The following is a 24,779-nucleotide window of genomic DNA, read 5'->3' as shown; positions in this document are numbered from 1 at the left end:
ACTTCTTCCTCAAGCTCATGGCTGCTTCCAGGAGACCCTACTACAAGCCTCGTTCCCCCAGATTTTTGCACTGAGCCATAATTGAAGATGAATATTCTGTCCGAACATAAAGAAGGACCGTTCAATGACGGTCCTGGATTCCTGTAGCACCTGAGTCTTAGTCTTCTGGAGAGAAGTCCGACTTGGCTGCTCCACAGAGAGGGCAAACCCAATCTTCTGGAATGTCTTCAAAGGCTGTTCCGGGTTGAACGCCATTATCCGGATCGCCCTCTGCCGGGTCGTACACATAACCACACAAATCACAAACATACTTTTTCATGTTGTTCCTCCATTTGGAATCTTATGGTAAGGATACCGTGACACAGTAAAAAATGCAATGCAAAATAGAATTCATTCTATTTTCCACCATCTTCATATATATCCAGTACCTTTTGCAACAATTTTTTCAATTTCCTTCTGAAAGACAGAGGTTCGAGGATTTCCACGGTATCTTCACATTGGATAATTCTGAGATACAGTTCGATGGAATTCTCAGCCTCCATCCTGCAGATGGTTTCACCTTTTCCATTCTTTTCGAACCGAGGTGTTCCATGGTTAATCTGGCGGAAGGAATTGAGTGCCGATTTTGAATTCAGCTTCATGACCAAAGGTATGAAATCAATACTATCATACGTTTGTTCATCCTGCTGCTTATGGAATGGTTTAAGGTTATCAGGAATCGTATATGTCTCATCAAGGATTGTAGCCGATGTTATCGTTCCGATATCAATAGTGGTGATTGCGGCAGTATGGCGGAGTCTGCCGGTGACGCTGATGGGGTTTCGACCATCTTCCTCTTCCCTAAAACCAATGAAGTATGGAGCGAATTCGGTCTCTTGGATATCACCATCCACTAAATGTTGGATACGGACAATTTTTCCCGATACCCAACTATCTATGAGGGCTTCGAGTACTGTATTATACTGACCGTTCTTATCTCTCTTCAAATGGACCTGTTGGTCTATGGATTCGGCCAAGCCTATGATGTTATCACTAATTTTTGGTGCGTAGGAACGCATGTTCATAGCAATCTTTCGTAATCCTGATGCCAAGTGCGGATTTTGAAACTCACTACTGGTGGCTAAAATCTCAGCTGAAAGGTTGAATGCTAGAGATTCATAGACGCTAAGAGAGATGTTCTCATCACCTTCTTTCGGTTGTACCTTTATGAGATTATTGTCTTCATAGATATCAATGTACTGTTTCAATTCATCGATATATCTACTGATAGTCGATCGATGGACTCCAAGTCTACGGGCGATTTCTGACCTACGTAATCCTTCAGGATGGGAGTGTAATAATAAGTCAAGCTGTGCTACACGTTCACCTTTCATAGAAAAACCCCTTTTTACGCACCAAAACGCAACAAATACGTTTCAGTATACCATGTATCGGGGGTAAGACAAGTAAATCCTGTTGCAAAATCTTACAACGTAGGGATACAATGCCGCATGGATGAAAGATTGACACTCGTAGAGACTAAGATCGCTTACTTGGAAGATATGGTGATGACCTTAAATGAGCTGGTAATCCGACAGCAAAAAGAAATCGACCTCTTACATTCCAGTAAGGAGCGGTTGGAGACACGGATTGCGGAATTAGCTGGTATGGAGTCCGATATACCCCAGAGAAAACCTCCCCATTATTAAGTAATAGCTTAGCTTTCTACAGGTCTCCTTTTCCATTTGGTGGAGGCTACGCTGACTTGTTGTACTTCATTGCCAGAAGATTTTCGAACAACTTCATGGAATAGGAGCACTTCATCCTTCTCCATATCTGTTTTGTCAATAACTCCTGTCTGGACAAAGACTGTGTCATCGCGATAAGTCTGAGCAAGATAGGAGATATCAACTTCTACAACAATATGTGTATCCCGGAAAGCAAAAGGCAATGAATCCAACATCCACTCAAGGTATATGACGTTATTCACGTGATTATTGAAATCGCAGTCTGAATACAAGATTCTCGGCTCGTAGGGAATGATTTTTTCGAAAGAAGAGCTATCGAAGTAAACTCTCCGTCCAAGGTCCGGGTCAATTACGGAATTCGTCTCGACCATCTCGAATCGGTCTGCGATGCTCGTAGGCTTGATAGGTCGTTGTTTTTCCATATCCATGACCACCCAATGGGTAAGTGATTGGAATAACCTGCGATTTTCCGAATCATAAAGACGACACGCCCTAGGGAAATAGAGTTTCCAAGGTTTTTGTGGCCATGTCTCGACTGTCAGTGTATTTGGCCAAGTAGCATAATGGTCAATGGACATCTTTGTCCGAGTCACTACCCATGTCTTGTCTTCACGCTGCAAATGAGGAATACTCAACTCCCTATGATAGGCATGGGCTCCTGCAGCCTCCTGCATGACACGAAAATAGTAAGCTGTCTGTGCCGAGTAGAATGGATCGACCTCATAACTATCCATAATAAAACTATCACGATATATTCCATCATTAATTTGCATGTTCTTGTCTAGTCTCCTTATAGAATCGGAGTAGTGATCTCCCATACTTTCGTTCGTCGATCCAACTGAGGCTACCGATCTGTTCTGGCCATGATTTCTGCTCTTCTGCCGGATAATGGATAATAAAGAGACCTTCAGGTTGTAATACCTGATGTTTTGCCACCAATTCCGCTATGGCCAACTTGTTTTTCATCGGGAATGGGGGATCAGCATATATGATATCGTATTGCAGCTTTGCCTGGGGCAAGAATCTCAATACATTGGCTATGAACAGTTTGATCTCCGATTCAACGAAACTTGTATTGCGTAAGATCGTTGAACGCTTTCCGCCATCCATTTCAACAAGATGAACCGGGGATGCTCCTCGAGAAGCGGCTTCTATACCTACCAGACCGCTTCCAGAAAAAAGGTCTAGGAAAGATTGGTTAGAAATATCCTGTAAAATAGAAAAAAGAGATTCTCTCATTCTATCCATCGCAGGACGGATTACACCTGGTGGACAGGTTATCACTCTCCCACGATAGAGGCCTCCAGTTATTCTCATACCTTTACCATACGGTTTACAGAGGGAAATTGCAATGATATGAATTATATCTCCATATCCTTATCTTCAAATGGAGGAGCTTTCAACAAGACTTCACGAACGGTTGAATGAGCTAGATCTACGAGTCCGCTATCGGTAGCAAGAAGAGCGTCAACCTCGTTCTTTGCAGCTTCTATCTGGTCAAAGTCCTCGGTTAGACTCGCAAAACGTAACTTTAGGAATCCCGACTGTCTGGTTCCTGCTACTTCCCCTGGCCCTCGTATCTGCAAATCCTGTTCGGCGATATGAAATCCATCATTGGATTCTTTCATTACCATGATTCGCTTTTTGGCATCTTCGCTGAGATTTGCTTCATAAACGAGAAAGCAGTATGATTGCAAGTCACTTCTCCCAACACGTCCTCGCAACTGGTGTAATGCGGAGAGTCCGAAACGTTCGGCATGTTCGATAATCATGCATGTAGCATTGGGAATATCGATGCCCACTTCAACGACACTCGTGGATACTAGATACGAGAGTTCTTTATTCCTGAATCGTGTAAGGATAGATACCTTTTCCTCCTCTGGTAATCGGCTATGGATCAAAGCCGCTGGAACTCCAGGATACATTTTCGAAGAAAGCAGGCTAAACATAGACTCCACGTCACGAAGGGTCGATTCACCTTTATCATCAATCCTTGGATAGACAAAATAGGCCTGGTGTCCTCTGGAGAATTCAACACCTATCGCCGAATACATTCTTTGTCGACTCTCATTGGCAACAAGGTAGGTCGTAATCGGGAGTCGACCTTTTGGCATTGTCCTGATCGTTGAAATATTCAGATCCCCAAAAACAGTGAGTGCGAGTGTCCTGGGAATGGGTGTAGCGGTCATCATCAAGACATCAGGTGCTTGCCCCTTCTGCAAAAGTGATACTCGTTGAGCAACTCCGAATCTATGCTGTTCATCGATGATAATATAGCGCAATCGATTGAACTGTACTTCACTTGAGAACAGAGCATGAGTACCGATTATGATATCGATTTTTCCATGAGAAAGAGCTTCAAGCAGAAGTCGCCTTGATTTTCCGGTCACCGAACCGGTAAGGAAGGCTAAACGGATTCCCAGTGGTTCCAGCCATTGTGCTGCCTTTTCTGCATGCTGTCTCGCCAAGAGTTCTGTTGGCGCCATAAATGCGACCTGACCTCCAGCACCGATTACCTGAAGGGCTGATATCCATGCAACTAAAGTCTTGCCTGACCCCACATCTCCTTGCAGCAATCTGTTCATAGAGGCAGCTTGACCTAATTCGGAACAAATTTCTCTAAGTACCGTGTGCTGATCTTTTGTGAGGTCAAAGGGCAATTGAGATATGAATTTTTTTTGGAGTTCGGAAAAATGAAAGGATATGGAGACTGTATCTGTAACAGTGGTTCCACTTCTCCGTCTCGTCATGAGTAAAAGATAGAACAATTCAATAAATCCGAGCGTTCGTTGTGCTTCCCGTGCTTCAAAAAGTGATTTTGGGTGATGGAGCTTTCTAATGGCATCATCCATGGGAATGAGGCCATGTCGTTCCATTATTTCTCTAGGTAACTCATCTGAAAAATTTCGATTGCTATCTAATACTGAAGAGACATCTCTTCTGATTATCCGCTGCGTTAGTTCTCCGGATAGGGGATAGATAGGAAGTAACTTTCCAAAATTGCCAGGTAATGATCCGTCAGCCCGTAATGGAAGCATCTCGAATTGGCTGCTTTGCAATTCGTGGAAATTCTGTTGGAATTGACCATACAGATAGAAGTGCGATCCTACACGAAAGACCCGCTCCAAGAAATTCCTGCCAAAACAGAGTAGGGCTGCCTTGGCATCACCTTCTCCACTGATATCACGGACCATGACCTTCAAAGTCCGTTTCTTTCCTCCTCCAAAATAACTTTTGGATATAACTTCAACAATCGTATTGGCATAAGTTCCAGATTCCAAACCTTTCAAGGGAACCAATTGGGAGCGATCCTCATAGGCTCGCGGAGCAAACAGAAGGAGATCGCCAATATTCGCGATTCCAAGATTGGCATAGTTTTCGGCCAATCGCTTTCCCACTCCTCTTAATGTAGTTATCGAATCCGTGAGTTCCCGGACAAACACCGACGCCTCCTAGAAAGGCAGGTTGACCAACCATTGCACAAGCAGGTTGACCAAAATAGCTATACCAACATACGTGATGATAGTAACTGTTATCGCCGTCCATAGGAGCATGCGGTCGGAGACTTCTCGGCCTCTGAAGAACCATGAATGGATAGTGTCCAATGGCTTCATAAGCCAAGAATCCAACATCGATATGTATTGGATGGAGTTTGGAGTCCTTCTATAGGCGAAAAAGAGGCGAACTCCTAAAAGTACTGCGAAAATTCCAAGGATTAAGGATCCGATGGACCACCAGAGAGATTGGACAATTGTTGCGAGGGTGTATCCAAGTGAGAACTGTCCAGTATACGCGAAGGTCTGTAGTATTCGTTGGACGATATTAATGATTATGAGCGCTACCAAGGGAGTAAAGTCCAATCTCCCCCGTCTTAAGGCTCCAATACCCTTGAAGAGGTTGAGATAGGGATCGACAATTTTTGCCAGAATTCCGGTAAGGCTATTTTCGGAGCCTTGTAATCTCATGGGATTGAACCACTGCAGAATAATCCTAATGATTATCAGCATATTGTAGATTGAGAGCAAAACGGAGAGTAGCCGTGCAAATTCTCTCATACCAATTCCTCCTCGGTCAATTGAACCAAATATCTGAAACGGCTTGATGTTCTCTGAGGGACGCAATGAATTCATCGCTATAGGTTACCGAAAATTCCCTTCCAGCCCTAATCATCGTCTCAGCCTGTTGTTTTTCCATTGATTCCTCTACGGACTCCTCAGCAACCGAATTGTCCTCTAATAAATGAATCATGAGTGAACAAGGTCCACGATAGGTGATACACGTATCAACGATATTCCGTAAAGTCGTTTGGGTACACAAATCCTTTACCAATACCATATGGGCTTCTTTCAAGGCTTGCGGTTCAAGAGAATTTGGATCCACTACCGATTCAAGTATGTAGGAGATCTTATCTTGTCGAGTTTCGAGTTTGCCTTTGAAGCCATAGATGCCATCCGGGCGAACCAACGTTTCGCACTCCTTCCAGACTTTTGGAAATGCAACAGCTTCAACTGCTCCATTGAAATCACTCAATTGGAGGAATGCCATTCTATCACCAGCGCCACCTTTAGTGGTTATTTCCCGTAATCCTGTAACCATGGCTACCAGATTGACTGGTCGGCCTAGAGGAAGCCTCTCTGGCTGTCCTAGGTCTACAGTTATTGAACGCTTCCATACGTCTTTGTACATATCCATTGGGTGTCCTGAGACGTAGAAACCCAATAGATCCTTTTCTATTTCCAGTTTCTCAAGGAGTGTGGAATCGGGAAGGATTTCCATTTCAAAGGTCTCCATTGCTGCTTCTTCTTCGGCGTCGAAAAGAGATGCTTGGCCAAAAGCTTCACTTTCTTTTCTCTTTTGTGCATATTTGAGTGCCGATTCCATATTTGCCATCAATGTTGGCCTATTGTCTCCCAGTCCATCGAAGGCTCCTGATTGGATAAGGGATTCCAGAAGTTTTGAATTCAAAGCCCGTGATTCGCTTCGGAAAAGGAAGTCAAGAAAGTTCTTGAAGGGGCCATTTTCATTCCTCTCCCGAAGTATACTTTCTACAGCCGCTTCTCCCACATGTTTGATTCCTTGTAACCCATAGACAATTTTTCCTTCGACAACGGTAAAATGTTTATCTGATTTATTTATTGAAGGAGGCGTGATCTCAATACCCATGCTTTTTGTTTCTGCGAGATATTGGGCAAACTTATCAGGGCTATTGATTTCATTGGTCAGATTCGCCGCCATGAACTCTGCAGGGTAATTTGCTTTCAGGTATGCAGTCTGGTATGCGACGACCGAGTAGGCTGCTGCATGAGATTTATTGAATCCGTATCCTGCGAAGGGGAGAAGCATTTCAAAGATCCCTTTTGCGATATCCTTCGAGTAGCCTTTCTTCCGGGCTCCTTCTATGAAGTTCTGCTTCTCCAGTTCCATGACATCGGCTTTCTTCTTACCCATAGCACGTCTTAAGAGGTCTGCATTTCCCATGGAATAGCCTGCGATAGTTTGGGCAACCTTCATGACTTGTTCCTGATACACGATGACTCCATAGGTTGTCTTCAATACATCTTCCAAGTCTGGGTGATAATATTCAATCGCAGTACGGCCGTTCTTCGAATCGATGAATTTTGGGATATAGGCCATCGGTCCTGGTCTATACAATGCATTCAATGCGACCAAGTCTTCTATCGAATTTGGCTTGGCATCTTTGAGAACTCTCTGCATTCCGGCACTCTCGAATTGGAATATACAGGCACTATCGCCCCTCCCAAGCATTGAGAAGGTCTCTTGGTCCTCCTCATCGATGTTTTCTATTGAAAAGTCAGGATGGGTCTTCTGTATGAGTTCTTCGGTGTGTTTGATAAGCGTAAGGGTTTTCAGACCAAGAAAGTCCATTTTTACCAATCCGCATCCCTCAAGCATGTCCATGGTATATTGGGTGGATATTGCACCAGTCTTGGCATCTCGGTAGAGGGGGACATAATCAGTTAGAATGCTTTGGCCAATCACTACACCTGCTGCATGGGTGGATGTATGTCGATTGAACCCTTCCAGTCGCTTCGCCACATCGAACAATTCAGCATATACACCGCCACGTTGTTCCAACTCCTGTAGTTCGGGTGTGAAGTCAATCGCACCTTGAACAGTAAGTTTCCTTGCTTTCCCTGTAGTCTCATCATCAGGCAGACTATCGGGAATAAGGCTTACAATACGTGTAGCCTCAGCAAAGGGAATATCCAATACCCGGGCTACGTCTTTTATGACAGCCTTTACTTTCAATGTACCGAACGTCGCTATCTGAGCAACCCTATCAGTTCCATATTTGGCTGTTACATAATCGATGACCTCTTGTCGGCGTTCGTAACAGAAATCTATATCGAAGTCCGGCATCGATACGCGTTCTGGATTGAGAAAGCGCTCGAAGATAAGGTTGTATTTTATAGGATCGATATCGGTAATAGTCATGGAGTAGGCAACCAATGAACCGGCGCCGGAGCCTCGTCCAGGTCCAACAGGGATATCGTGTTTCTTTGCCCAGAAGATGAAGTCCCAGACTATGAGGAAATAACCGGTAAACCCCATATTGATAATCACATCCAATTCATAGTCCAAACGTTTTTGCAAATCTTCTGTAACTATCGGGTATCGTTTTTGTAAACCTTCCTGAGCGATATAGCGCAAGTATTCATCTGGGTTGTCGAACTCAGGTGGAATTTCGTAAGCTGGTAGCAGTGGTCCCGGTTGGCTGATTGTGAGATTGCATCGTTTTGCGATCTCTAGGGTATTTTCAATGGCTTCTGGTATCCAATCGAAAAGTTGCTGCATTTGACTGGGACTTTTCATGAAAAATTCCTGTGAGTCAAAGCGCATACGGTCCTGATCGTTCTTTTTCTTGTTGGTTCCAATACAAAGGACAATGTCTTGTGCGTTCGCGTCTGAATCCTCGATATAGTGGATGTCATTGGTAGCTACGAGAGGGATATTCAACTCTCTAGCCAATTTGACGATCTGTGGGTTTACCGATTTCTGTTCCGGAAGTCCATGATCCTGGAGTTCCAGATAATATCGCTCATTATCGAAAATTGAAGCATAATACGAAGCTCTTTCCTTGGCTCCATCATAGTTGTTGTTGAGGATGAGTTGAGGTATTTCACCAGCAAGGCATGCGGATAGGCAAATAAGGCCTTCATTGTGGACTTCCAGCAGTTGGTCGCTTATTCGTGGTTTGTAGTAGTATCCTTCAGTATAGGATTTTGAATTCAAAACCATGAGATTCTTGTATCCCTGTTCATTCATAGCAATGAGGACAAGATGGTAATATCTGCTTCCACTCATGGTTGTCGATTTTGCTGTATGTGACTCTGGGTTTACATAAAATTCACAACCAATGATTGGGTTTATATCGTTTGCTTTACACGCATTATAGAACTTGAGCGCCCCGAACATATTCCCATGATCGGTAATCGCTAGGTGATTCATTCCATACTCTTTCGCTTTTGCGACATATCTATGGATAGGAGCAGCTCCATCAAGTAATGAGTAGTCGGTATGGTTGTGCAGATGTACGAAATCAGGCATGCATTTCTCCTTTGTGGGGCATATTGTACCATAAGGGGAAATTAATTCGTAGCCTATCTCTCCGATAGACTTTGCGCATTCAGTTCGTGCATTGCCGATTCGACGAATCCTCTTGCCCGTTCAAGCTGGATTGGTGGTATTTCATGTTCACTTGAGGCAAGAATTTCTTCCATGACACTTCTGACGACCCGATCAATCTGGGATGAGGAGAGAGGTAGGAGCGTCCCCTGCATCATCATATCAATCTCTTGAGGAACAAGAAGTAGTGATGTAGGGAAAGATAGGCATAGGCGGAATCGATTGATTACCGACTGGTTATAGAAACAGGCAAAAGAGAGGATCACAGATTCATGTGGATTCTGCATCGGGTCTCCAGATGAGATAAAATAGGAGAAATTTTCCCGCTCGAATCCGAGGCGGATACGGGTAACCAGTTCATTCTTTTTTAATTGTAATCGACCTTGCCTTGTATATAGCCGATGAATATCGAGCCATTTCGTTTCGGTTTTAGGGCCAAGGCAAGTCTTTATCTCAACTTCAGCTTGTAAGGCCATAAGCGTACAGGGTAATGCAAGACGTATCTCGTTAGTACAAATAGCACCTCCGCTCGTCATCTGTTTACGCACAATCATCGTTGCCGAGCGGTCCAAGGTAGTGTAGAGAAGTCCAGGTAGAACCTGTTTTCCAACAGTGAGCATCTGTTCAAAAGTAACCATCGATCCGATTTCCAGATAACGGTCGGTTCGATTGATTCTCTTAAGTTCAGGGACTTGTGCGAGATAGATGATATCGTTGCTGTTTTTCGTTGGGTAATACTCATGCCTACTCATTATGTAGGTTCCCCCAGCCCAGAACGTTGCATTGGGGAAACGTGTGGAGGCAGAAACGAGGTCACTCATGGTCTTCGGCATATGGACTGCAGGTGATCTAATACCTTCGTACACGTCTCCTCCTTCTGTAGGCTGCGGCAGCTTTGAAAATATCCAACATCTCGTGGGCATCGAGACAAGGACAGCGGTTCAGCCCGATTTCACGAACAATGGTCTCCCCGTCCGGTTCCTCATCATGGGGAGTCCCTGCTTCCGATTTAACCACCATTTGTAGCAGTGATTCAAAGATAAGAGTCTTCGAAGCATAGCAATGCGGGCAGGGGTGGCTTCCCGTATCTTCGTAAGCCCGTTCTAGATCGTGCCAAAAACGTGATTTCTTATAGCCTTCGAATGTAAGAATACGTGCACCCTTCAATCGGAAGGCGGGAACCAGACAGGATAGAACGGCTTCATCATTAAGTAATACGACACAGTTACCGCAGTTTCCGTCCCTACATCGCGCGTCCATGAGAGGACTTTCAAATTCATCCATCAATATCAAGTTTAGGGGTTTGTTGGAATTGACTGTAAGAAGCACATGTTTGTTATCGATCGTACATTCTATCTTCATCCTTCCCTCCTGATATAACCGATGATATCTTCACTGGTAATAGGCATGGTTGTCGCATCACAGTTCAATGCCTGCGATAATGCAGCAGAACAAGCTGCCATTACCATAGCACGTAATGCTGAGGTTGCGGATGAAGGATAGGAATCGGCGCCTAGCGTATCCACCGCTATATCCATCAACGGTGAAACGCCATCTCTGTGGACGGGAATGATATTGCATTCATGGAGGATGGTATTGATTATATGACGGAATTTCACTCTTAATCGATCAATATCGGGGACGTTTTTAAAAGAAAATCTTCCCCAGACCCGCCGAGCTTCAATTTCAAGCGTAATTGTATTGACTCCCAATTCAAGAATGAGACAACCCCAATTTTTGCTGGAGAACATAGGTGATGAAATATTGGGAAGTGCACTTTTTGCCGTTACCGATTCTGTTATGGGTAAGGGCTCTTGGAATCGTTTTGCTTTTATTGCTGAACAACATTGGGAAATCATCATTACCGATCGTTCTACATCCAAAGAGAGAACTTCAGGACCTGTATCAACCATCTCTGAAGTATTCGGTTCAATGAAAACAATGTTTTCTTTCTCTACAGAGAGCTCTTTTGCGACTATCGAGCGCCATAATGAGGTTGTTTTTCTGCTTGCAAAATAACTACTGTTTATCAGGACACGATTTTTGGCATCGAGAGTTATCGATATTTTCGCTGCGCTATGGAGAGGAGAATTAATAGAAAATCCACTGATGCCGGCTCCGCAAGCCATGCCGATACCACGGCTATAATTCAGGAATGTGGAAATGGCTTGTTTAGATTTACGCTGTAGTTCGTATACGGCATAATGACGGGAGAAATCGGATACATTACACGTATCGGTTATCAGGTCTTTCATTTTGGAGACTGGCAGAGTCTCCAGTACTCCGCTCCTTTCTGGAGAATCAATATAATGCTTGATTCTCCAATTAGAGGGGTTCGATTCCCTATTTCTTGCCAATGCTGAAGTGTGTGCTTCAGTAGAAAAGAGGGCAGAGCTGTATCCGAGTTCTCCAAAAAAATGAGATGGAGGCATATGGGACTCCACAATCGTTACAGTCGCAGAAAACGCATCCAGAGCATACAGTGGAACCAAACCCGCAAGGACTTGTTTGAACAGCTGGGCTGTGAAAAGTGGAAATGCACCTTGATCAACAATAGCCTTCACCTCTTCTGCGATAGGTTTGCCTTTTTCATCTAACGCAGTTTTTCTTGTGATGGTAAGAGGACTTTTATAGGTAGGGAATCGTGATGCTAATTGTACTTTTTTCTCACTACGCAGGGTTGCCAATGCTGCAATGGCACAAAGAATTGAGGGGTTGATGAGCTTCTCATCCTTTGGTGAAAAATGCGGCAAAGGATAGACAACCACACTTCTTTTTGTCTTCCCACAGACTTCTGCGACCGTGTCCCGTACATGGAAAGGCCACTGTGTGGGTGTTTGTACTTTCAAAAGACCATCTTCCATCCATGTAGTTACTCGAGTGATAGTGTCCTCACGTGTCCATACCCGTCTATCAACATAGGTTCGTTCAAATGTAGATGCCGACTGCTCAAACCCCGATGTGAGGTCTCCCCACCTATATACGATAGGGGAGTGTTTGTGCTTATGGTGATACGGTTTTACATCTGCCGACAATTGGAAATCTATCTCAATTTCTCTGGATTTTACCTCTACCGTTTCAGCATCTGGTCCAAACAGTGCAATAATTGGTTGACCACGATAAGAGATATCGGTTGAAGCGAAGAGTGGAAGCTCATCACCAAAAACTTCAATACGATTCTCTCCCTTTATATCCTTTGGACCGAGCAGGAAGAATCTCTTGTCTTGTTTGGGTGGGGTTATCCCGATGATGGAGCCCGAATCAACACTTGACCGTATTACGATTCCGTGGATTGTCTGATCTTGATCGTTCGGTTTGACCGTTTTGTCTGCCATGAAGTCTTATCGCCATCCTTACAAGGGTAAAAATACCATTTTACCCTTGTGTCCGCAATGGCAAAAGATAAGAAAGCGGCTATACTGGAAAGGCATAGGAGTCAAGTATGGATGGATTTGATCAGGCAAAAAAGGAGATTTCGGAACTCTCGAATGAGCTGCGTAGGCATCAGTATCGATATTATGTGGAGGCAAAGCCAGAAATCAGTGACCTGCAGTATGATAGAATGATCGATCGTTTGATAGACTTGGAAAGTCGCTTTCCAGAGTTGAAATTGCCAGATTCCCCCTCCCAGCGAGTAGGTAGCGATCTCGGTTCATCATTTCCAGAGGTCGTACATTCGGTTCCAGTCTTGAGCTTGGACAAAGCCTATACAACAGAGAGCATATTACAGTGGATAGAACGCTTGGGAAAGCGTGGCGAACAGCGATTGTCTTTTGTGGTTGAAGAGAAGATGGATGGTGTCTCTTTGGTGCTTTACTATGAACATGGTCTTCTGGTGCGTGCCGTAACGCGGGGGAACGGGTCTGTCGGGAATGATGTAACAGCGAATGCAAAGACCATTACATCTATTCCATTACGGTTGACGCAACCCCTGGATATTGCAGTCCGAGGCGAGGTTTTCCTAACCAAGGATGATTTTGAGCGATTGAATCTTACTATGGAGGTCCCTTATGCCAACCCCAGGAACTTGGCTGCCGGGTCTATCAGGAGAATCAAAAGTAGTGAAACTGCTCGAATACCATTGCGGATGTATGTTTATGACGCTTATATTTCAGGAAATGGAGAAAATGCGGAGAATCATGTTGAAGTTCTTAAGTTGTTGGATAATCTTGGTTTCCTAGTAAATCCAAGACTTGCCGTTTTTGCCGAGAATGCTCTCCGTGCACAAGAGATGGCAAATAAGTTGCATATCCCCGATGTAGTCTCTGGAGACTTTGGCAAACTAGTCGAATATATTGGATCAATGGATGAGAGAAGATCGTCACTCCCATATGAAATCGATGGTCTGGTCGTTAAGGTGAATGAATTGGGTGTGAGAGATTTTCTTGGATATACAGGACACCATCCACGATGGGCTTTGGCTTACAAGTTTGATGCTCCTGAAGCACAGACCGTCGTTACTGATATTGATGTGCAGGTGGGGAGAACCGGACGAATTACTCCTGTCGCACGAGTTGTGAAAGTTCGGGTTGGGAATTCGATGGTCTCTAATGTTACTCTGCATAATGAAGATTATATCAACATGCTTGAATTAGCTATCGGAGATACCGTAGCAATTGCGAAAAGAGGTGATGTAATTCCTGCAGTTGAACGTGTTGTGGAGAAGAATGAGGATGAAAATTCCACTTGGCTCATGCCAGAATATTGTCCCTCATGCCATACTCGACTGTGTAGGGTTGGAGCACACACTTTTTGTCCGAATTCTGCAGATTGTCCTGATCAGATCATGGGTCGGGTAATTTTCTTTGTAGGGAGAAACCAGATGGATATTGAGGGCTTTGGACCTGAAACTGTCTCTTTCTTGATGCAGAGGAATATGATCAATGATATTCCTGATATCTATACGGTCGACTATCAATCTTTGGTTGGTGAAGTCGGTTTCGGAGAGAAGAAAGCATACTCTCTTATGAAAGCAGTTGAGAAAAGCAAAGATCAGCCTTTCAGTACTGTGATGGTCTCTTTGGGGATTCCCGATTTTGGTAAGAAAGCTGTAGACCTACTGATTGCTGCGGGAATAACGAGTATGGAGCAGTTGGAAACTCTTGTTGATTCTGATAATAAGAGGCCATTACTTGATATCAAGGGCTTTGGTCAAAAGACAGTGGATTCGTTGTTCTCCTATCTAAAGGACGAACAGCTGCGTAACAGGATTGCACGTCTGAGAGACTTGGGGCTAAATTTCTCACAAGAATCTACTGCAAATGATAATCGGGTTCCCCAAACTTTTTCGGGACAGACTTGGTGTGTGACGGGTAGTTTCGAACGATACCAACCCCGTTCATTAGCGTTGAAGGAAATTGAAGCAAGAGGAGGCAGGACCACCGGATCAGTAACGAGAAAGACTACGCATCTTTTGGCCGGTTCGGGGGCAGGGTCCAAACTGCAGCAAGCCATTGCATTCGGTACAACCATTGTATCTGAGGAAAAGTTTATCGCTATGTTGGAAAAGGAGTAGTCGCATGGATCCCATTGCAGAAAATTTGAACGAAGTGTTGAAAGATTCCATCATTGACAAAGCACTCTCTTCATATGGCAAGAGAGCGTATTTTCCTAAAGGGATTGTCTCCCAAAGCCAAGAGGCTGCAAGACTTGCCCATACTATAAATGCGACTGCGGGTGTTGCTATTTCTGGCAAACATCATCTCTCTCATCATTTGTTCGAAGCATTTGGATCTGTCGTTACGGTCGACGATATGGTTTCTTACGCCCCAACAGCGGGGGATTTGGAGTTGAGAAAAGCATGGTGGAGTGAAATGATGCGTAAGAATCCAACGCTTGATAAAAGTGATTGTTCCCTACCTGTAGTTACTTCCGGCCTTACTCATGCCCTCTCTGTTAGTGCCGACCTTTTTGTCGATCAAGAGGATTTCATAATCATCCCCTCTCCATGTTGGGATAACTATGAGCAGATTTTTGCTGTACGCAAGGGGTGTCGAATACTATCTCCCAGTCTCTTCGATCATGAAAAGCGGTTTTCAATCCAATCGATTGCAAAAGCGATGGAAGACATAGATTCCGGGAAGATTATCGTTTTGCTCAATTTCCCCAACAACCCAACTGGATATACACCATCGGAATCCCAAATGTATGCACTGGCTAGTCTATTGATTCAAAAAGCGGAAGAGGGAAGGACGGTTGTCGTATATATCGATGATGCCTATTTCGGACTATTCCACGAAAAAGAGGGAGTCTATGAACACTCGATTTTTTCCCTCTTGTGTAATGCCCATGAAAATCTCCTTGCGATTAAGTGTGATGCTGCGACAAAAGAATCGATGGTTTGGGGTTTTCGTATAGGTTTTCTTACGTATGGAGCACGCGGTCTCTCAAAGCAGCACTACGATGCGCTTGTACAGAAGACTATGGGAGCGATTCGTTCATCGGTATCCAGTTGCTCCCGGGTTAGCCAATCTCTCCTTCTTTCTGCCATGAGAAGACCAGAGTATCTAGCTGAAACAGCGAAAGTTTCGCAAGAAATGGCAAAAAGATATGATATAGTTAAGTATGAGGTTGGAAAGAGGGATAGGCACCATATTCTACAGCCTTATCCGTTCAACTCGGGATACTTTTGTACCTTATCATGTTCCAAGGATGCTGAATTATTGCGCAAGTACTTGTTGGAGCACCATGGAATCGGTACTGTGTCCATAGGACAACATATCTTACGGATTGCCTATTCCGGGGTTGATCGCGATAGACTTGTTGATTTGATTGATAAGGTGTATCGGAGCGCCGAAGCATTATGGATGTGAAGACTAAACTGTATTTGGTAAATAGTAATGGGGATAAATTCATGGGAATTGGTGTCCTCTGGTTATTGAAGAGAATCAGTTCAGCTGGATCCCTTCGGGCAGCTGCGTTGTCTCTGGGTATCTCCTACTCCAAAGCCTATAACATGGTGCGTAATTTGGAAGAGCAAGTTGGTGTTCCTGTCGTGGATAGGAAGAGAGGAGGATCGGAGCATGAAGGTTCTTCTTTAACAGCTTTCGGGAAACAGTTCATTTTATTGTATGACCAGTTCCAAAAAGATGCTAAAGAACGTTTAGTAGAACCTTTTGCTGTATTCTCCCGCGATTTTGAAAAATTATTAGAAGAATATTCCTAAAGAAGATGAAAAGGAGTCAGTCCATGAACGAAATCAATCTGAATAAGAAGAAATACGATTTTACCATCCCCAACCTGGGAAAGCCGAAAATCAATTCACCTATTAAGATGTCTTCAACGATTAATGATGGTCTTGCTGATTATGTAAGTGAAGACAAACGTGTCTATTTTGGTATAGATGCCAAGATAAATGATAAAGGGGAAGAAGTTCCTGAATTCCATGATACGGTTGAGGTTGCAGGACCTAGAGAAAAGATCTATTTCAACCCAGCTCATGTACATGCTGCAGTAGTCACTTGTGGCGGTATCTGTCCTGGACTTAATAATGTGATTCGTGCTGTTGTCAGGTGTTTTTGGTATAGGTATGGAGTTCGTCGTATTTCAGGTATCCAGTTTGGATATCGCGGGTTGTTGGAAGGGTCCCCGTATCCGCTGATGGATCTTGATCCCGATGTGGTGGATGACATCCAGGAGAAAGGCGGTTCAATCCTTGGTAGTTCCCGGGGTGGTGGTGACCGGGTAGAAGAGATTGTCGATTCGTTGGAACGATTGAATATCAACATCCTTATTACCATAGGTGGCGATGGAACTTTACGCGGTGCATGGGAAGTCGGTGAGGAAATCAAGAAACGGGGATTGAAGATTGCAGTAATCGGAGTTCCAAAAACGATTGATAATGACCTCTCGTTCATCCAGATCTCGTTTGGTTTCGATACAGCCGTGGCGCATGCTGTTCCTGCGGTCAGAGGAGCCCACACCGAAGCAAAAGCCTCAGTGAATGGTATTGGTTTGGTAAAGGTCATGGGGCGTGAGTCTGGTTTCATAGCAGCGAGTACCGCTCTAGCGATGGCAGATGTTAATTTTTGTTTGATTCCAGAGAGTCCTTTCGATTTGGAAGGTCCAAATGGTTTGCTCACTCACTTGAAAAAGCGCATTCTAGATCGAGGGCATGCTGTAATTCTTATTGCTGAAGGAGCTGGACAAAACCTGGTCCCTCTCACTGGAGAAAAGGACGCATCGGGTAATGTGAAATTTACCGATATTGGGATTTTCCTCAAAGATAAAATTAAGCAGTATTTCAAGGAAGAAGGGGTAGAAATGAGTTTGAAGTATATTGACCCCAGTTATATCATCCGCAGTGCACAGGCTAATCCAAATGATTCCATATATTGTTCCCGGCTTGGTGCCCATGCCGTTCATGCCGCTATGACAGGAAAGACACAAGCTCTCATCTCTTTGGTTAATAACAAGTTTGTCCATATCCCCATCAAAGTAGCAGTTGCAGAACGTAACCATGTAAATACCGAAGGTAGCCTTTGGAGGGACGTTCTTGAAAATACCAGACAGCCGGCATCCATGGTGAATAGATAAGATTTACGCTGTAAGAATTCTAGGGCTTCGGACATTAACCGTCCGAGGCCTTTTTGATAAGGCAAATCAAGAACGATGTTTCATATTAATATTTATAAAAACCATTAATATGTGATGAAACGGATATTATAAGGGTTAATACTAGTTTGATGTGTAAATGTAATCGTTTTCTTTTTCTGCAATCTCGGCATCCTCATATGATTTGATAAAAATTCTAAATTTTCATGAAATGTACTTGATTCTTTTTCACTTTCTCGGTAAATTGCCATCGAAAGGAAAAACGAATGGACGATTCCTTCCGATAACATGGACTCCATTCAATTGACTTTTCATAACCTCCTTTTTGTTCCCCCTGGGTTTAACCTCCTTTTCCCCAGGGGGTTTTCTTTGTCTTTTCAGGTTGTTGTCCTCTCCTTGAGATCCCCGCTGAATAGGCTGTTCCGAGCTGGACAGTACGATTTGTGACTTCTAATTCTTTACCCCTGCATGATTATGACATAAGACAATAGAGGGGTTTCATATAGAAGTCTCCCCTTTGATTTTTATGCTTTAGAAAGCAAAAAAATGCTAATTAATATTGTGTATCGAAGTTCTTCAATTGTGTCTCTCTGTAATATAGTATACATATGTATGGTCAATATTATAAAATAATTAAAAATAACGATAGAATCGACAAAGAAAAGTGGACATGTTTTAATTATAGGTGTAATTATTAGGATACGTAAAAAAATGAATTTACGTAGGAGGAATTTTATGAGACCAAGAAAAGCAGCGAATGGACTTTTGATTATTGTTTCATTGCTGGCTTTGATTGCATTCGTTGGATGTGATTTAGCTGGTTATGACATAACAGAGGATACCGATGTGTTGAGCAGGGGGAAGCCAGCGGCTAGCACAAAGGCTCCTAAGGATGAGCCAATCCCACCGGTTATCTATAGTGGCGCCGAGGGAGAAGTAATTCCGGTAGATAGTACAGATCAATATGAGACAAGATGGGAAGAAGGGGATCCAAGGTATAGACTCCTTGCGGACACCAATGACGATGGAATCGTAGAAGCTTGGGAAGTGGTTACTGAAAATGCCACACACGCTTTAGTCGGAGAGAAGTTTATTGGATACTATTCAAGTACTTTCAGTCTTTGGGCTGGACAAGATAATTTTGCTGGAGATGTGACTATCAGCAATGGATTGGATGGAGTGACCCTCTCGGTGGACACTACTGGTTCTGCAGATATTGCAGAGTATCACATCTACACATATACCAGTGAGGGAGACCTTCCAGATAAGCGTCCGGCTCCAGGACAAGCTCCTTATGTGGTTGAAGGCCTTGATGCAGATTCCTTTGAGATTTTCTTCTCTTTTGAAGAACTTGGAGGAACCGTAGATACTACCTACTACTTTATTATCCATGCAGCATTGGCCGACGATGCTGAAGGAGGCTCAGAAACCTCTTTAGCTGGTGAAACCGCATATGTTGCTGGAGAAGATCTTCCCGATTTTAACGGGAAAGGCGCCTGGTTCTACGTAGTCAGTTATAGCGCTGTACCGTATTTCGAACCGATTATTGTTGAGTTGGATAATTCTGGCGATGGTGATGGTGATGGTGATGATGATGTAGTCAACTTGGATGAAGAAACCGCCTATGCGGGAAACACTGCTGGCGATGGAAGCAGCTGGTGGTACTACATTGACGCCTCGGCTGATGATTTTGATGAAGGTACCCAATTTGCAATCTACGCGGGTCAGAAAATAGTGCCGGGAGCATACGTGATGTATGCTAAAGAAGCTGGGATTTTATCTATCACATTTGGTGAGAACATGTCATTGCAAGGTGTTGACGAACCTATAAAAATCAATGGATATGAAGAGATACCCGATAGACGACCCAATTCTGGCAACTTTCCGTACAAATTTGAAAGCTATAATGAGGAAGGTCTTTACGTAGATACTTGGGATTATCTGATTGTTCACTTCGATGCGGAGGTTACAGGTCTCGAAGAATAATTATCAGAAGGTCAATACATTTGTATAAATTATGAGGTACCAAGATCAATAATATGAACTTGGTACCTCGTTTCTATTCGGGCACTGGGATTAGTTATAGCCGTTTATTCAAGTAGGTCCATATAGCCTTGCAAGGCTTCATCTCCATCGCCTCCCTGAAGAACCTTGTTTGCCAACAACTTACCTAGTTGCACTCCCTCTTGGTCGAAACTATTGATATTCCATAGGAATCCTTGGAACATAACCTTATTCTCATAGTGAGCTAGAAGGGCTCCTAATGTTTCTGGATTTAGTTGATCTGCATGGATAACGCTGGAATAGCGATTCCCTGGGAATCGTTTATTCGCATTGGTATCATCCTTCCCTTTTGCGAATGCAACAATCTGGGCAATCAGATTCGCTACCAGCTTGGTTTGGCTCGTGGATCCGGCGGTGACAATGTCTTTACCTCTCTGTGAATTGCTGAAACCAATGAATTGCAATGGGACAGTATCGGTTCCTTGATGCAGTAGTTGGTAAAAAGAATGCTGTCCATTAGTTCCCGGTTCACCGAAGATAATTGGCCCGGTGGAATAGTCGATGGGTTCCCCATTTCGATTGACCTGCTTTCCATTGCTCTCCATATCCAGTTGTTGCAGGTGGGCTGGGAAACGGGAGAGCCCTTGGGAATAGGGTAGGATTGCAGTGCAGGGAAGATTGAGGACATTGCGTAAGTATACTCCAATCAACGCATCGAGCATGGCAGCATTTTGGGTTATCTGAGGTTCCAAGGCGGCTTTATCGGCTTCATGTGCACCATTAAGGAAGCGTTGGAAAACCTCAGATCCATAAGCAATGGACAGTACTACAGCTCCGACCGCACTGGACGATGAGTATCGTCCACCAATATAGTCGTCGATATAGAATGCCTGGAGAAAATCCTTAGAGGAGGCGAGAGGGCTGGATTTGCTAGTTACAGCGACCATATGCTGTGAGGGATCCATCCCTTTGATATTTGCATTTACCATTGCCTGTTTCACGAGTTCATAGTTGGTGAGCGTCTCTTGGGTGGTCCCACTTTTAGAGACCAATATGAAGAGTGTTTTTTCGAAATCGAGACCTTCAAAGACCTCATCGGCATCATCAGGGTCGACATTCGAAATGAATCTAGCCTCTTTTTTCATGATTGAAGCACCCTTAGCCCAGCCTTTTAATGCAATATACAGGGCACGAGGTCCTAAATCACTTCCCCCAATTCCTATCTGTACGACGGTAGAAAACGGCTTTCCGGTAGATCCGACTAGTAAGCCTTCTCGAACAGCTTGGGAAAATTTAGTAATCTTTTCCAACTGATCTAGGTAGAAAGCCCCTTTTTCCTCTTCATCGGCGAAGATGGATGTGTCATCACCCAAAACCCTTCCCCTTGTAAGATGATGGAGGACGAGGCGGTTTTCCCCAGTATTCATTACCTCTCCTGAGAGCAGGGCTTCATACTTAGCGGCAAGTTGCTGTTCGTCAGCCAACTCCTGCAGCATGGCGATATGATCATCCCCAATTGGCATCGCAGCCCAGTTATAGGAGAGTCCGGCTCCAATGGAAACGGCTGCACTACGTATTCGTTCTGCTTTGAGTTCAGCTTTCACTTCCAATGGGCGGAGTTTGGCAAGTTTTTTGAAAGCTGAAGTTTTTGAAAGGTTTGTGAATTGCATATCTCGACTCCTTGAGGCACCTATATGAGTATAAGAAGTGTATAGCAGGAGTATGTCGTCGGCAATATGCTATTTTCGGTTATGCTTCGATTTCAGGGATCCGGAGCTTGAAACTCTCCAGCAAATCTTCCTTTGACATCCCTTCCCTAAGTATGACGAAGATGGTGTCATCTCCTGCCAGAGTTCCGAGAATCTCTGGGAGAGCAAGGATGTCGAGAGCGAAGGCGACACTATTTGCATGACCACTTCTCGTTTTGATTACACCAAAATTATGGCTGAATTCGATGGAAAGTACTCCACGTCTTACATCTTGGATATAGCTCTTTTCCGATTCCGAAATAAGGTCGTTTTCTGGAAGAGAATAATAGTATCCCGACCAACCGTCCGAAATCTTTCCGACTTTAAGCATTTTAAGATCTCGGGAAAGTGTAGCTTGAGTTACTTTGTAACCTTCTTTGGCCAATAGTTCGAGTAATGTATCCTGATTATCTATGCGGTTATTCTTAATCAATTCCTTGACCACAGAAAGCCGTGTATGCCGTTCTTTCATCAATATCTCCATACGGTATATTTATTCTTTATTACTTGTATGAATATACATTACTATCACTTTTAGCGCAAGGATATTTCAGTAGTTTTATATTGACTGGACTAACCGAACAAGTGGTTATATTATTGTCACATGTGTCTAACACAAAAGTCAAAAATCTTTCTGTATGGGGGTATTTAATGACGCTTATCATCATTATTGCGATTGTTGTCCTGGTTCTGCTGTATGGTGTTGGAATATACAATAAATTCATTCGACTCAAGAACCAGAGTGAAGAGTCGGCTGCTGCCATAGACGCCAACTTGAAGAAACGATATGACCTCGTTCCAAATCTTGTTGAGACCGTAAAAGGTTATGCCAAACATGAAAGCGAAACTCTGACTGCTGTAATCGAAGCACGGAATTCAGCGATGAAGGCAACCACTTTGACTGAGAAGAATGATGCAGCTAATGCATTTTCCGCAACACTGAAGAGCTTATTTGCTCTCAGCGAGAGTTATCCTGATCTTAAGGCTAATCAAGGGTTTCTTGACCTCCAGTCCCAATTACAAAAGATAGAAGATGATCTCCTACATGCCCGAAAGTACTATAATGCTGTAGTGGGAGATTTCAATACCATGGTTCAATCGATACCTTCTTCTCTTGTAGCCGGAATGGCTCATTTTTCCAAGCTTCCCTACCTTGCGATTGAAGAGGAAGCTCGCAGTCGAGTCGATGTAAAGTTCTAGAGGTACCCTATGAAACAACGAAAGCGAAGGGGCTTCTTCATTCTCATCATCACAATACTGACAACGGGATTTCTCTTCTCTGCGACTGGGTATTCTATCAAATCGTTGCATAGTGATATCACTATATCTCCAACAGGAGTATACGAGATCGAAGAAGAGATAGTGATGGACTTTCACGAACGTTTGCACGGATTCTATCGCGTTCTTCCGGTCGAATATCTCTTTGAAGATGGTTCCCGCGAGGATGTTCGTGTACGAGTTTCCAAAATCAAGGCAAGTGACACACTCAGTGTCTCATACAACGGGAACTATGTGACCATTCGGGTTGGGGATGCCAATCGCACTGTCATAGGAGTCCAGGATTATGGGATTTCGTACCATTATGATATCGGGTCTGATCCAAATGATGGTTATGATGAGTTTTATTACAATATTGTAGGTGAGGATTGGGAAGTTCCCATAGAATCTTTCTCATTTTCTATCACATTTCCCAAACCAGTGGACGTAGGAGATATCAACTTCTCAAGAGGCCTATGGGGAACTACATCTGCCGAAGGTGTTACCTGGGAACTCTCATCAGATGGATTGGTGGTTAACGGAAGGTCAACTACACTACAACCTGGAGAAGCTGTTACTGTCCGTGTCCAGATGCCTGAAGGTTACTATGATGAGAGGACGGACTATCAGTTCTATTATCGGATTGGATTGATAGTTGCATCAATCCTTTTGGTAGGTTTTGCGTGGCTTACTTGGAGCCGTCATGGACGTGATAAGGATCTGATTATTGTTCCGAACCATGAACCTCCTGAAGGAATGAGTCCATTGGATGTTGGATACATCATTGACGAGTCTCTTGATCCCAAGGATGTGACCTCGATGATATTCTATTGGGCTGATATGGGGTGTTTGACCATTGTGGAGGAGGGAAAGGAGTTCTCTTTCATCAAGGGGCATGATCCTAAGAATGTGTCCAAACATGAAAAGCAAATCTTCGATGCTTTCTTCTCCGCAGGAAGCAATGGTGTGGTTAAATCAAAAGATCTGAAGGGTGATTTTTTTCGGGCATACCAGAAGTTGAAAGGAACAGTGGATTCTCATTATCGAGGAGAGAGAGCTCTGGCGAGTGCCAAATCCCGAAACAGGGCTGCCCTTACGACATTATCTATGCTGCTGCCTGCGATCGGATACTCACTATCCCTTACTGGTAATTATCCTGGTGTCGCTACCATTGTCTTAGCTGTGCTTGGGATAGGAGAATCAATCGCTTTGTTATTGGTTTGGCATCTTATGTTCCGGATATGGCATATCCGCAAGATTGGAGGGAAATTAGCTTGGACTCTCGTGCTCCTGTTGGTTCTTGGAGGGAGTTGGTTCATCCTAGTCCTAGCGGGATGGTTTGTCGACGCTCCTATTAATGCAATTCTCTTAGGCAGTACCGTGTTGCTAATAGCCAACACCCTCATCTCCTTCTTCGCTATTATTACCCGCCAGCGGAGTGATTATGGTAGAAGGGTCTTGGAACAGGTCTTGGGCTTACGTGAATTCATTGCCACAGCTGAAATGGAAGAGCTCAAACGAATGATCGATTCAGACCCTGAATATTACTATCACATACTATCATTCGCGATTGTCTTGGGTTTGGAGAGAAAGTGGGCGAAGAAATTCGCATCACTCGCTATCGAGCCACCCTCATGGTATGTGGGTCCCAACACGGTATGGAATGCTATGGTAGTCAGTTCAATGTTGAATCGATGTAATTCTTCGTTGGTCACCGCTGTTGCGACAGCTCCGTCGAGTGGAAGCCCTGGAAGTCGTTTCGGAGGCTCCTCTTTTGGAGGAGGAGGCTTTTCTGGTGGCGGCTTTGGTGGCGGCGGTGGCGGTGCATGGTGAGACATGCCAC

Annotated in this window: 20 protein-coding genes; 8 read left to right on the top strand and 12 right to left on the bottom strand. The window is 44.0% G+C overall.

What is annotated here, in order from left to right; genetic code table 11:
• Positions 1 to 157: 157 nt before the first annotated feature.
• Both rd and ACODJP_RS13225 read right to left on the bottom strand, forming a co-directional pair.
• The gene (rd, locus tag ACODJP_RS13230; protein WP_422482291.1) at positions 158 to 319 is read right to left on the bottom strand and encodes a rubredoxin; all 162 of its coding nucleotides are present in this window, start codon (positions 317 to 319) and stop codon (positions 158 to 160) included.
• Positions 320 to 395: 76 nt separating this feature from the next.
• Positions 396 to 1,373, bottom strand: a complete 978-nt coding sequence (locus ACODJP_RS13225) for a helix-turn-helix transcriptional regulator (protein WP_422482289.1) — start codon at positions 1,371 to 1,373, stop codon at positions 396 to 398.
• A gap of 117 nt (positions 1,374 to 1,490) precedes the next feature.
• On the opposite strand from ACODJP_RS13225, the gene ACODJP_RS13220 reads away from it, so the two are divergent.
• Positions 1,491 to 1,688 carry a SlyX family protein gene (locus ACODJP_RS13220; RefSeq protein WP_422482287.1) on the top strand — a complete coding sequence of 66 codons (198 nt, stop codon included), beginning with the start codon at positions 1,491 to 1,493 and terminating at the stop codon, positions 1,686 to 1,688.
• Positions 1,689 to 1,696: 8 nt separating this feature from the next.
• Here ACODJP_RS13220 and ACODJP_RS13215 read toward each other — a convergent pair whose 3' ends face one another.
• From ACODJP_RS13215 to ACODJP_RS13180, 8 genes are read right to left on the bottom strand one after another with little or no spacing between them, the layout of a single operon-like run.
• Positions 1,697 to 2,500: an acyl-[acyl-carrier-protein] thioesterase gene (locus ACODJP_RS13215; protein WP_422482285.1), complete on the bottom strand. Its 804-nt coding sequence runs from the start codon at positions 2,498 to 2,500 to the stop codon at positions 1,697 to 1,699.
• Entirely contained in the window at positions 2,490 to 3,044 is a 555-nt protein-coding gene (gene rsmD, locus ACODJP_RS13210) for a 16S rRNA (guanine(966)-N(2))-methyltransferase RsmD (protein WP_422482283.1), read from the bottom strand. The genes ACODJP_RS13215 and rsmD overlap by 11 nt, the downstream gene beginning before the upstream one ends.
• Positions 3,045 to 3,088: 44 nt before the next feature.
• Entirely contained in the window at positions 3,089 to 5,170 is a 2,082-nt protein-coding gene (gene recG / locus ACODJP_RS13205) for an ATP-dependent DNA helicase RecG (RefSeq protein ID WP_422482281.1), read from the bottom strand.
• 9 nt (positions 5,171 to 5,179) lie between these two features.
• Positions 5,180 to 5,782, bottom strand: a complete 603-nt coding sequence (locus tag ACODJP_RS13200; protein ID WP_422482279.1) for a YggT family protein — start codon at positions 5,780 to 5,782, stop codon at positions 5,180 to 5,182.
• A gap of 16 nt (positions 5,783 to 5,798) precedes the next feature.
• Positions 5,799 to 9,296: a DNA polymerase III subunit alpha gene (dnaE, locus tag ACODJP_RS13195; RefSeq protein ID WP_422482277.1), complete on the bottom strand. Its 3,498-nt coding sequence runs from the start codon at positions 9,294 to 9,296 to the stop codon at positions 5,799 to 5,801.
• 53 nt (positions 9,297 to 9,349) lie between these two features.
• Entirely contained in the window at positions 9,350 to 10,240 is an 891-nt protein-coding gene (locus ACODJP_RS13190; RefSeq protein WP_422482275.1) for an FAD binding domain-containing protein, read from the bottom strand.
• Positions 10,224 to 10,736, bottom strand: a complete 513-nt coding sequence (locus ACODJP_RS13185) for a ferredoxin (RefSeq protein WP_422482273.1) — start codon at positions 10,734 to 10,736, stop codon at positions 10,224 to 10,226. The genes ACODJP_RS13190 and ACODJP_RS13185 overlap by 17 nt, the downstream gene beginning before the upstream one ends.
• Positions 10,733 to 12,709 carry a molybdopterin cofactor-binding domain-containing protein gene (locus ACODJP_RS13180; protein ID WP_422482271.1) on the bottom strand — a complete coding sequence of 659 codons (1,977 nt, stop codon included), beginning with the start codon at positions 12,707 to 12,709 and terminating at the stop codon, positions 10,733 to 10,735. Before ACODJP_RS13180 ends, ACODJP_RS13185 begins: the two co-directional genes overlap by 4 nt.
• A 107-nt stretch (positions 12,710 to 12,816) precedes the next feature.
• Between ACODJP_RS13180 and ligA the strand changes: the two genes are divergently transcribed.
• From ligA to ACODJP_RS13155, 5 genes are all read left to right on the top strand, one after another.
• Positions 12,817 to 14,889, top strand: coding sequence for an NAD-dependent DNA ligase LigA (gene ligA, locus ACODJP_RS13175; RefSeq protein WP_422482269.1), 2,073 nt, complete (start codon positions 12,817 to 12,819; stop codon positions 14,887 to 14,889).
• 4 nt (positions 14,890 to 14,893) lie between these two features.
• Complete coding sequence (locus ACODJP_RS13170) at positions 14,894 to 16,186, top strand: aminotransferase class I/II-fold pyridoxal phosphate-dependent enzyme (RefSeq protein WP_422482267.1); 1,293 nt, start codon at positions 14,894 to 14,896, stop codon at positions 16,184 to 16,186.
• Complete coding sequence (locus tag ACODJP_RS13165) at positions 16,177 to 16,539, top strand: winged helix-turn-helix domain-containing protein (RefSeq protein ID WP_422482265.1); 363 nt, start codon at positions 16,177 to 16,179, stop codon at positions 16,537 to 16,539. The genes ACODJP_RS13170 and ACODJP_RS13165 overlap by 10 nt, the downstream gene beginning before the upstream one ends.
• 23 nt (positions 16,540 to 16,562) lie before the next feature.
• Positions 16,563 to 17,909 (top strand): ATP-dependent 6-phosphofructokinase, encoded by a 1,347-nt coding sequence (locus ACODJP_RS13160; RefSeq protein WP_422482263.1) that lies wholly within the window; start codon positions 16,563 to 16,565, stop codon positions 17,907 to 17,909.
• Positions 17,910 to 18,662: 753 nt separating this feature from the next.
• Entirely contained in the window at positions 18,663 to 19,913 is a 1,251-nt protein-coding gene (locus tag ACODJP_RS13155; protein ID WP_422482261.1) for a hypothetical protein, read from the top strand.
• 104 nt (positions 19,914 to 20,017) lie between these two features.
• Here ACODJP_RS13155 and ACODJP_RS13150 read toward each other — a convergent pair whose 3' ends face one another.
• The gene (locus ACODJP_RS13150; RefSeq protein ID WP_422482259.1) at positions 20,018 to 21,601 is read right to left on the bottom strand and encodes a glucose-6-phosphate isomerase; all 1,584 of its coding nucleotides are present in this window, start codon (positions 21,599 to 21,601) and stop codon (positions 20,018 to 20,020) included.
• A gap of 79 nt (positions 21,602 to 21,680) precedes the next feature.
• Positions 21,681 to 22,151 carry an arginine repressor gene (locus ACODJP_RS13145; protein WP_422482257.1) on the bottom strand — a complete coding sequence of 157 codons (471 nt, stop codon included), beginning with the start codon at positions 22,149 to 22,151 and terminating at the stop codon, positions 21,681 to 21,683.
• Between the two features lie 179 nt (positions 22,152 to 22,330).
• On the opposite strand from ACODJP_RS13145, the gene ACODJP_RS13140 reads away from it, so the two are divergent.
• Both ACODJP_RS13140 and ACODJP_RS13135 read left to right on the top strand, forming a co-directional pair.
• Positions 22,331 to 22,879, top strand: coding sequence for a LemA family protein (locus ACODJP_RS13140; RefSeq protein WP_422482255.1), 549 nt, complete (start codon positions 22,331 to 22,333; stop codon positions 22,877 to 22,879).
• 9 nt (positions 22,880 to 22,888) lie between these two features.
• Positions 22,889 to 24,769 carry a DUF2207 domain-containing protein gene (locus ACODJP_RS13135; RefSeq protein ID WP_422482253.1) on the top strand — a complete coding sequence of 627 codons (1,881 nt, stop codon included), beginning with the start codon at positions 22,889 to 22,891 and terminating at the stop codon, positions 24,767 to 24,769.
• The last annotated feature ends 10 nt before the right edge of the window (positions 24,770 to 24,779 follow it).

It is taken from the genome of Pleomorphochaeta sp. DL1XJH-081 (genome assembly GCF_049310885.1).
In the GTDB taxonomy this organism is placed as follows: domain Bacteria; phylum Spirochaetota; class Spirochaetia; order Sphaerochaetales; family Sphaerochaetaceae; genus CAYZJV01.
The sequence above is the reverse complement of the archived record's forward strand: the minus strand, read 5'-3'. Positions and strand labels throughout refer to the sequence as shown.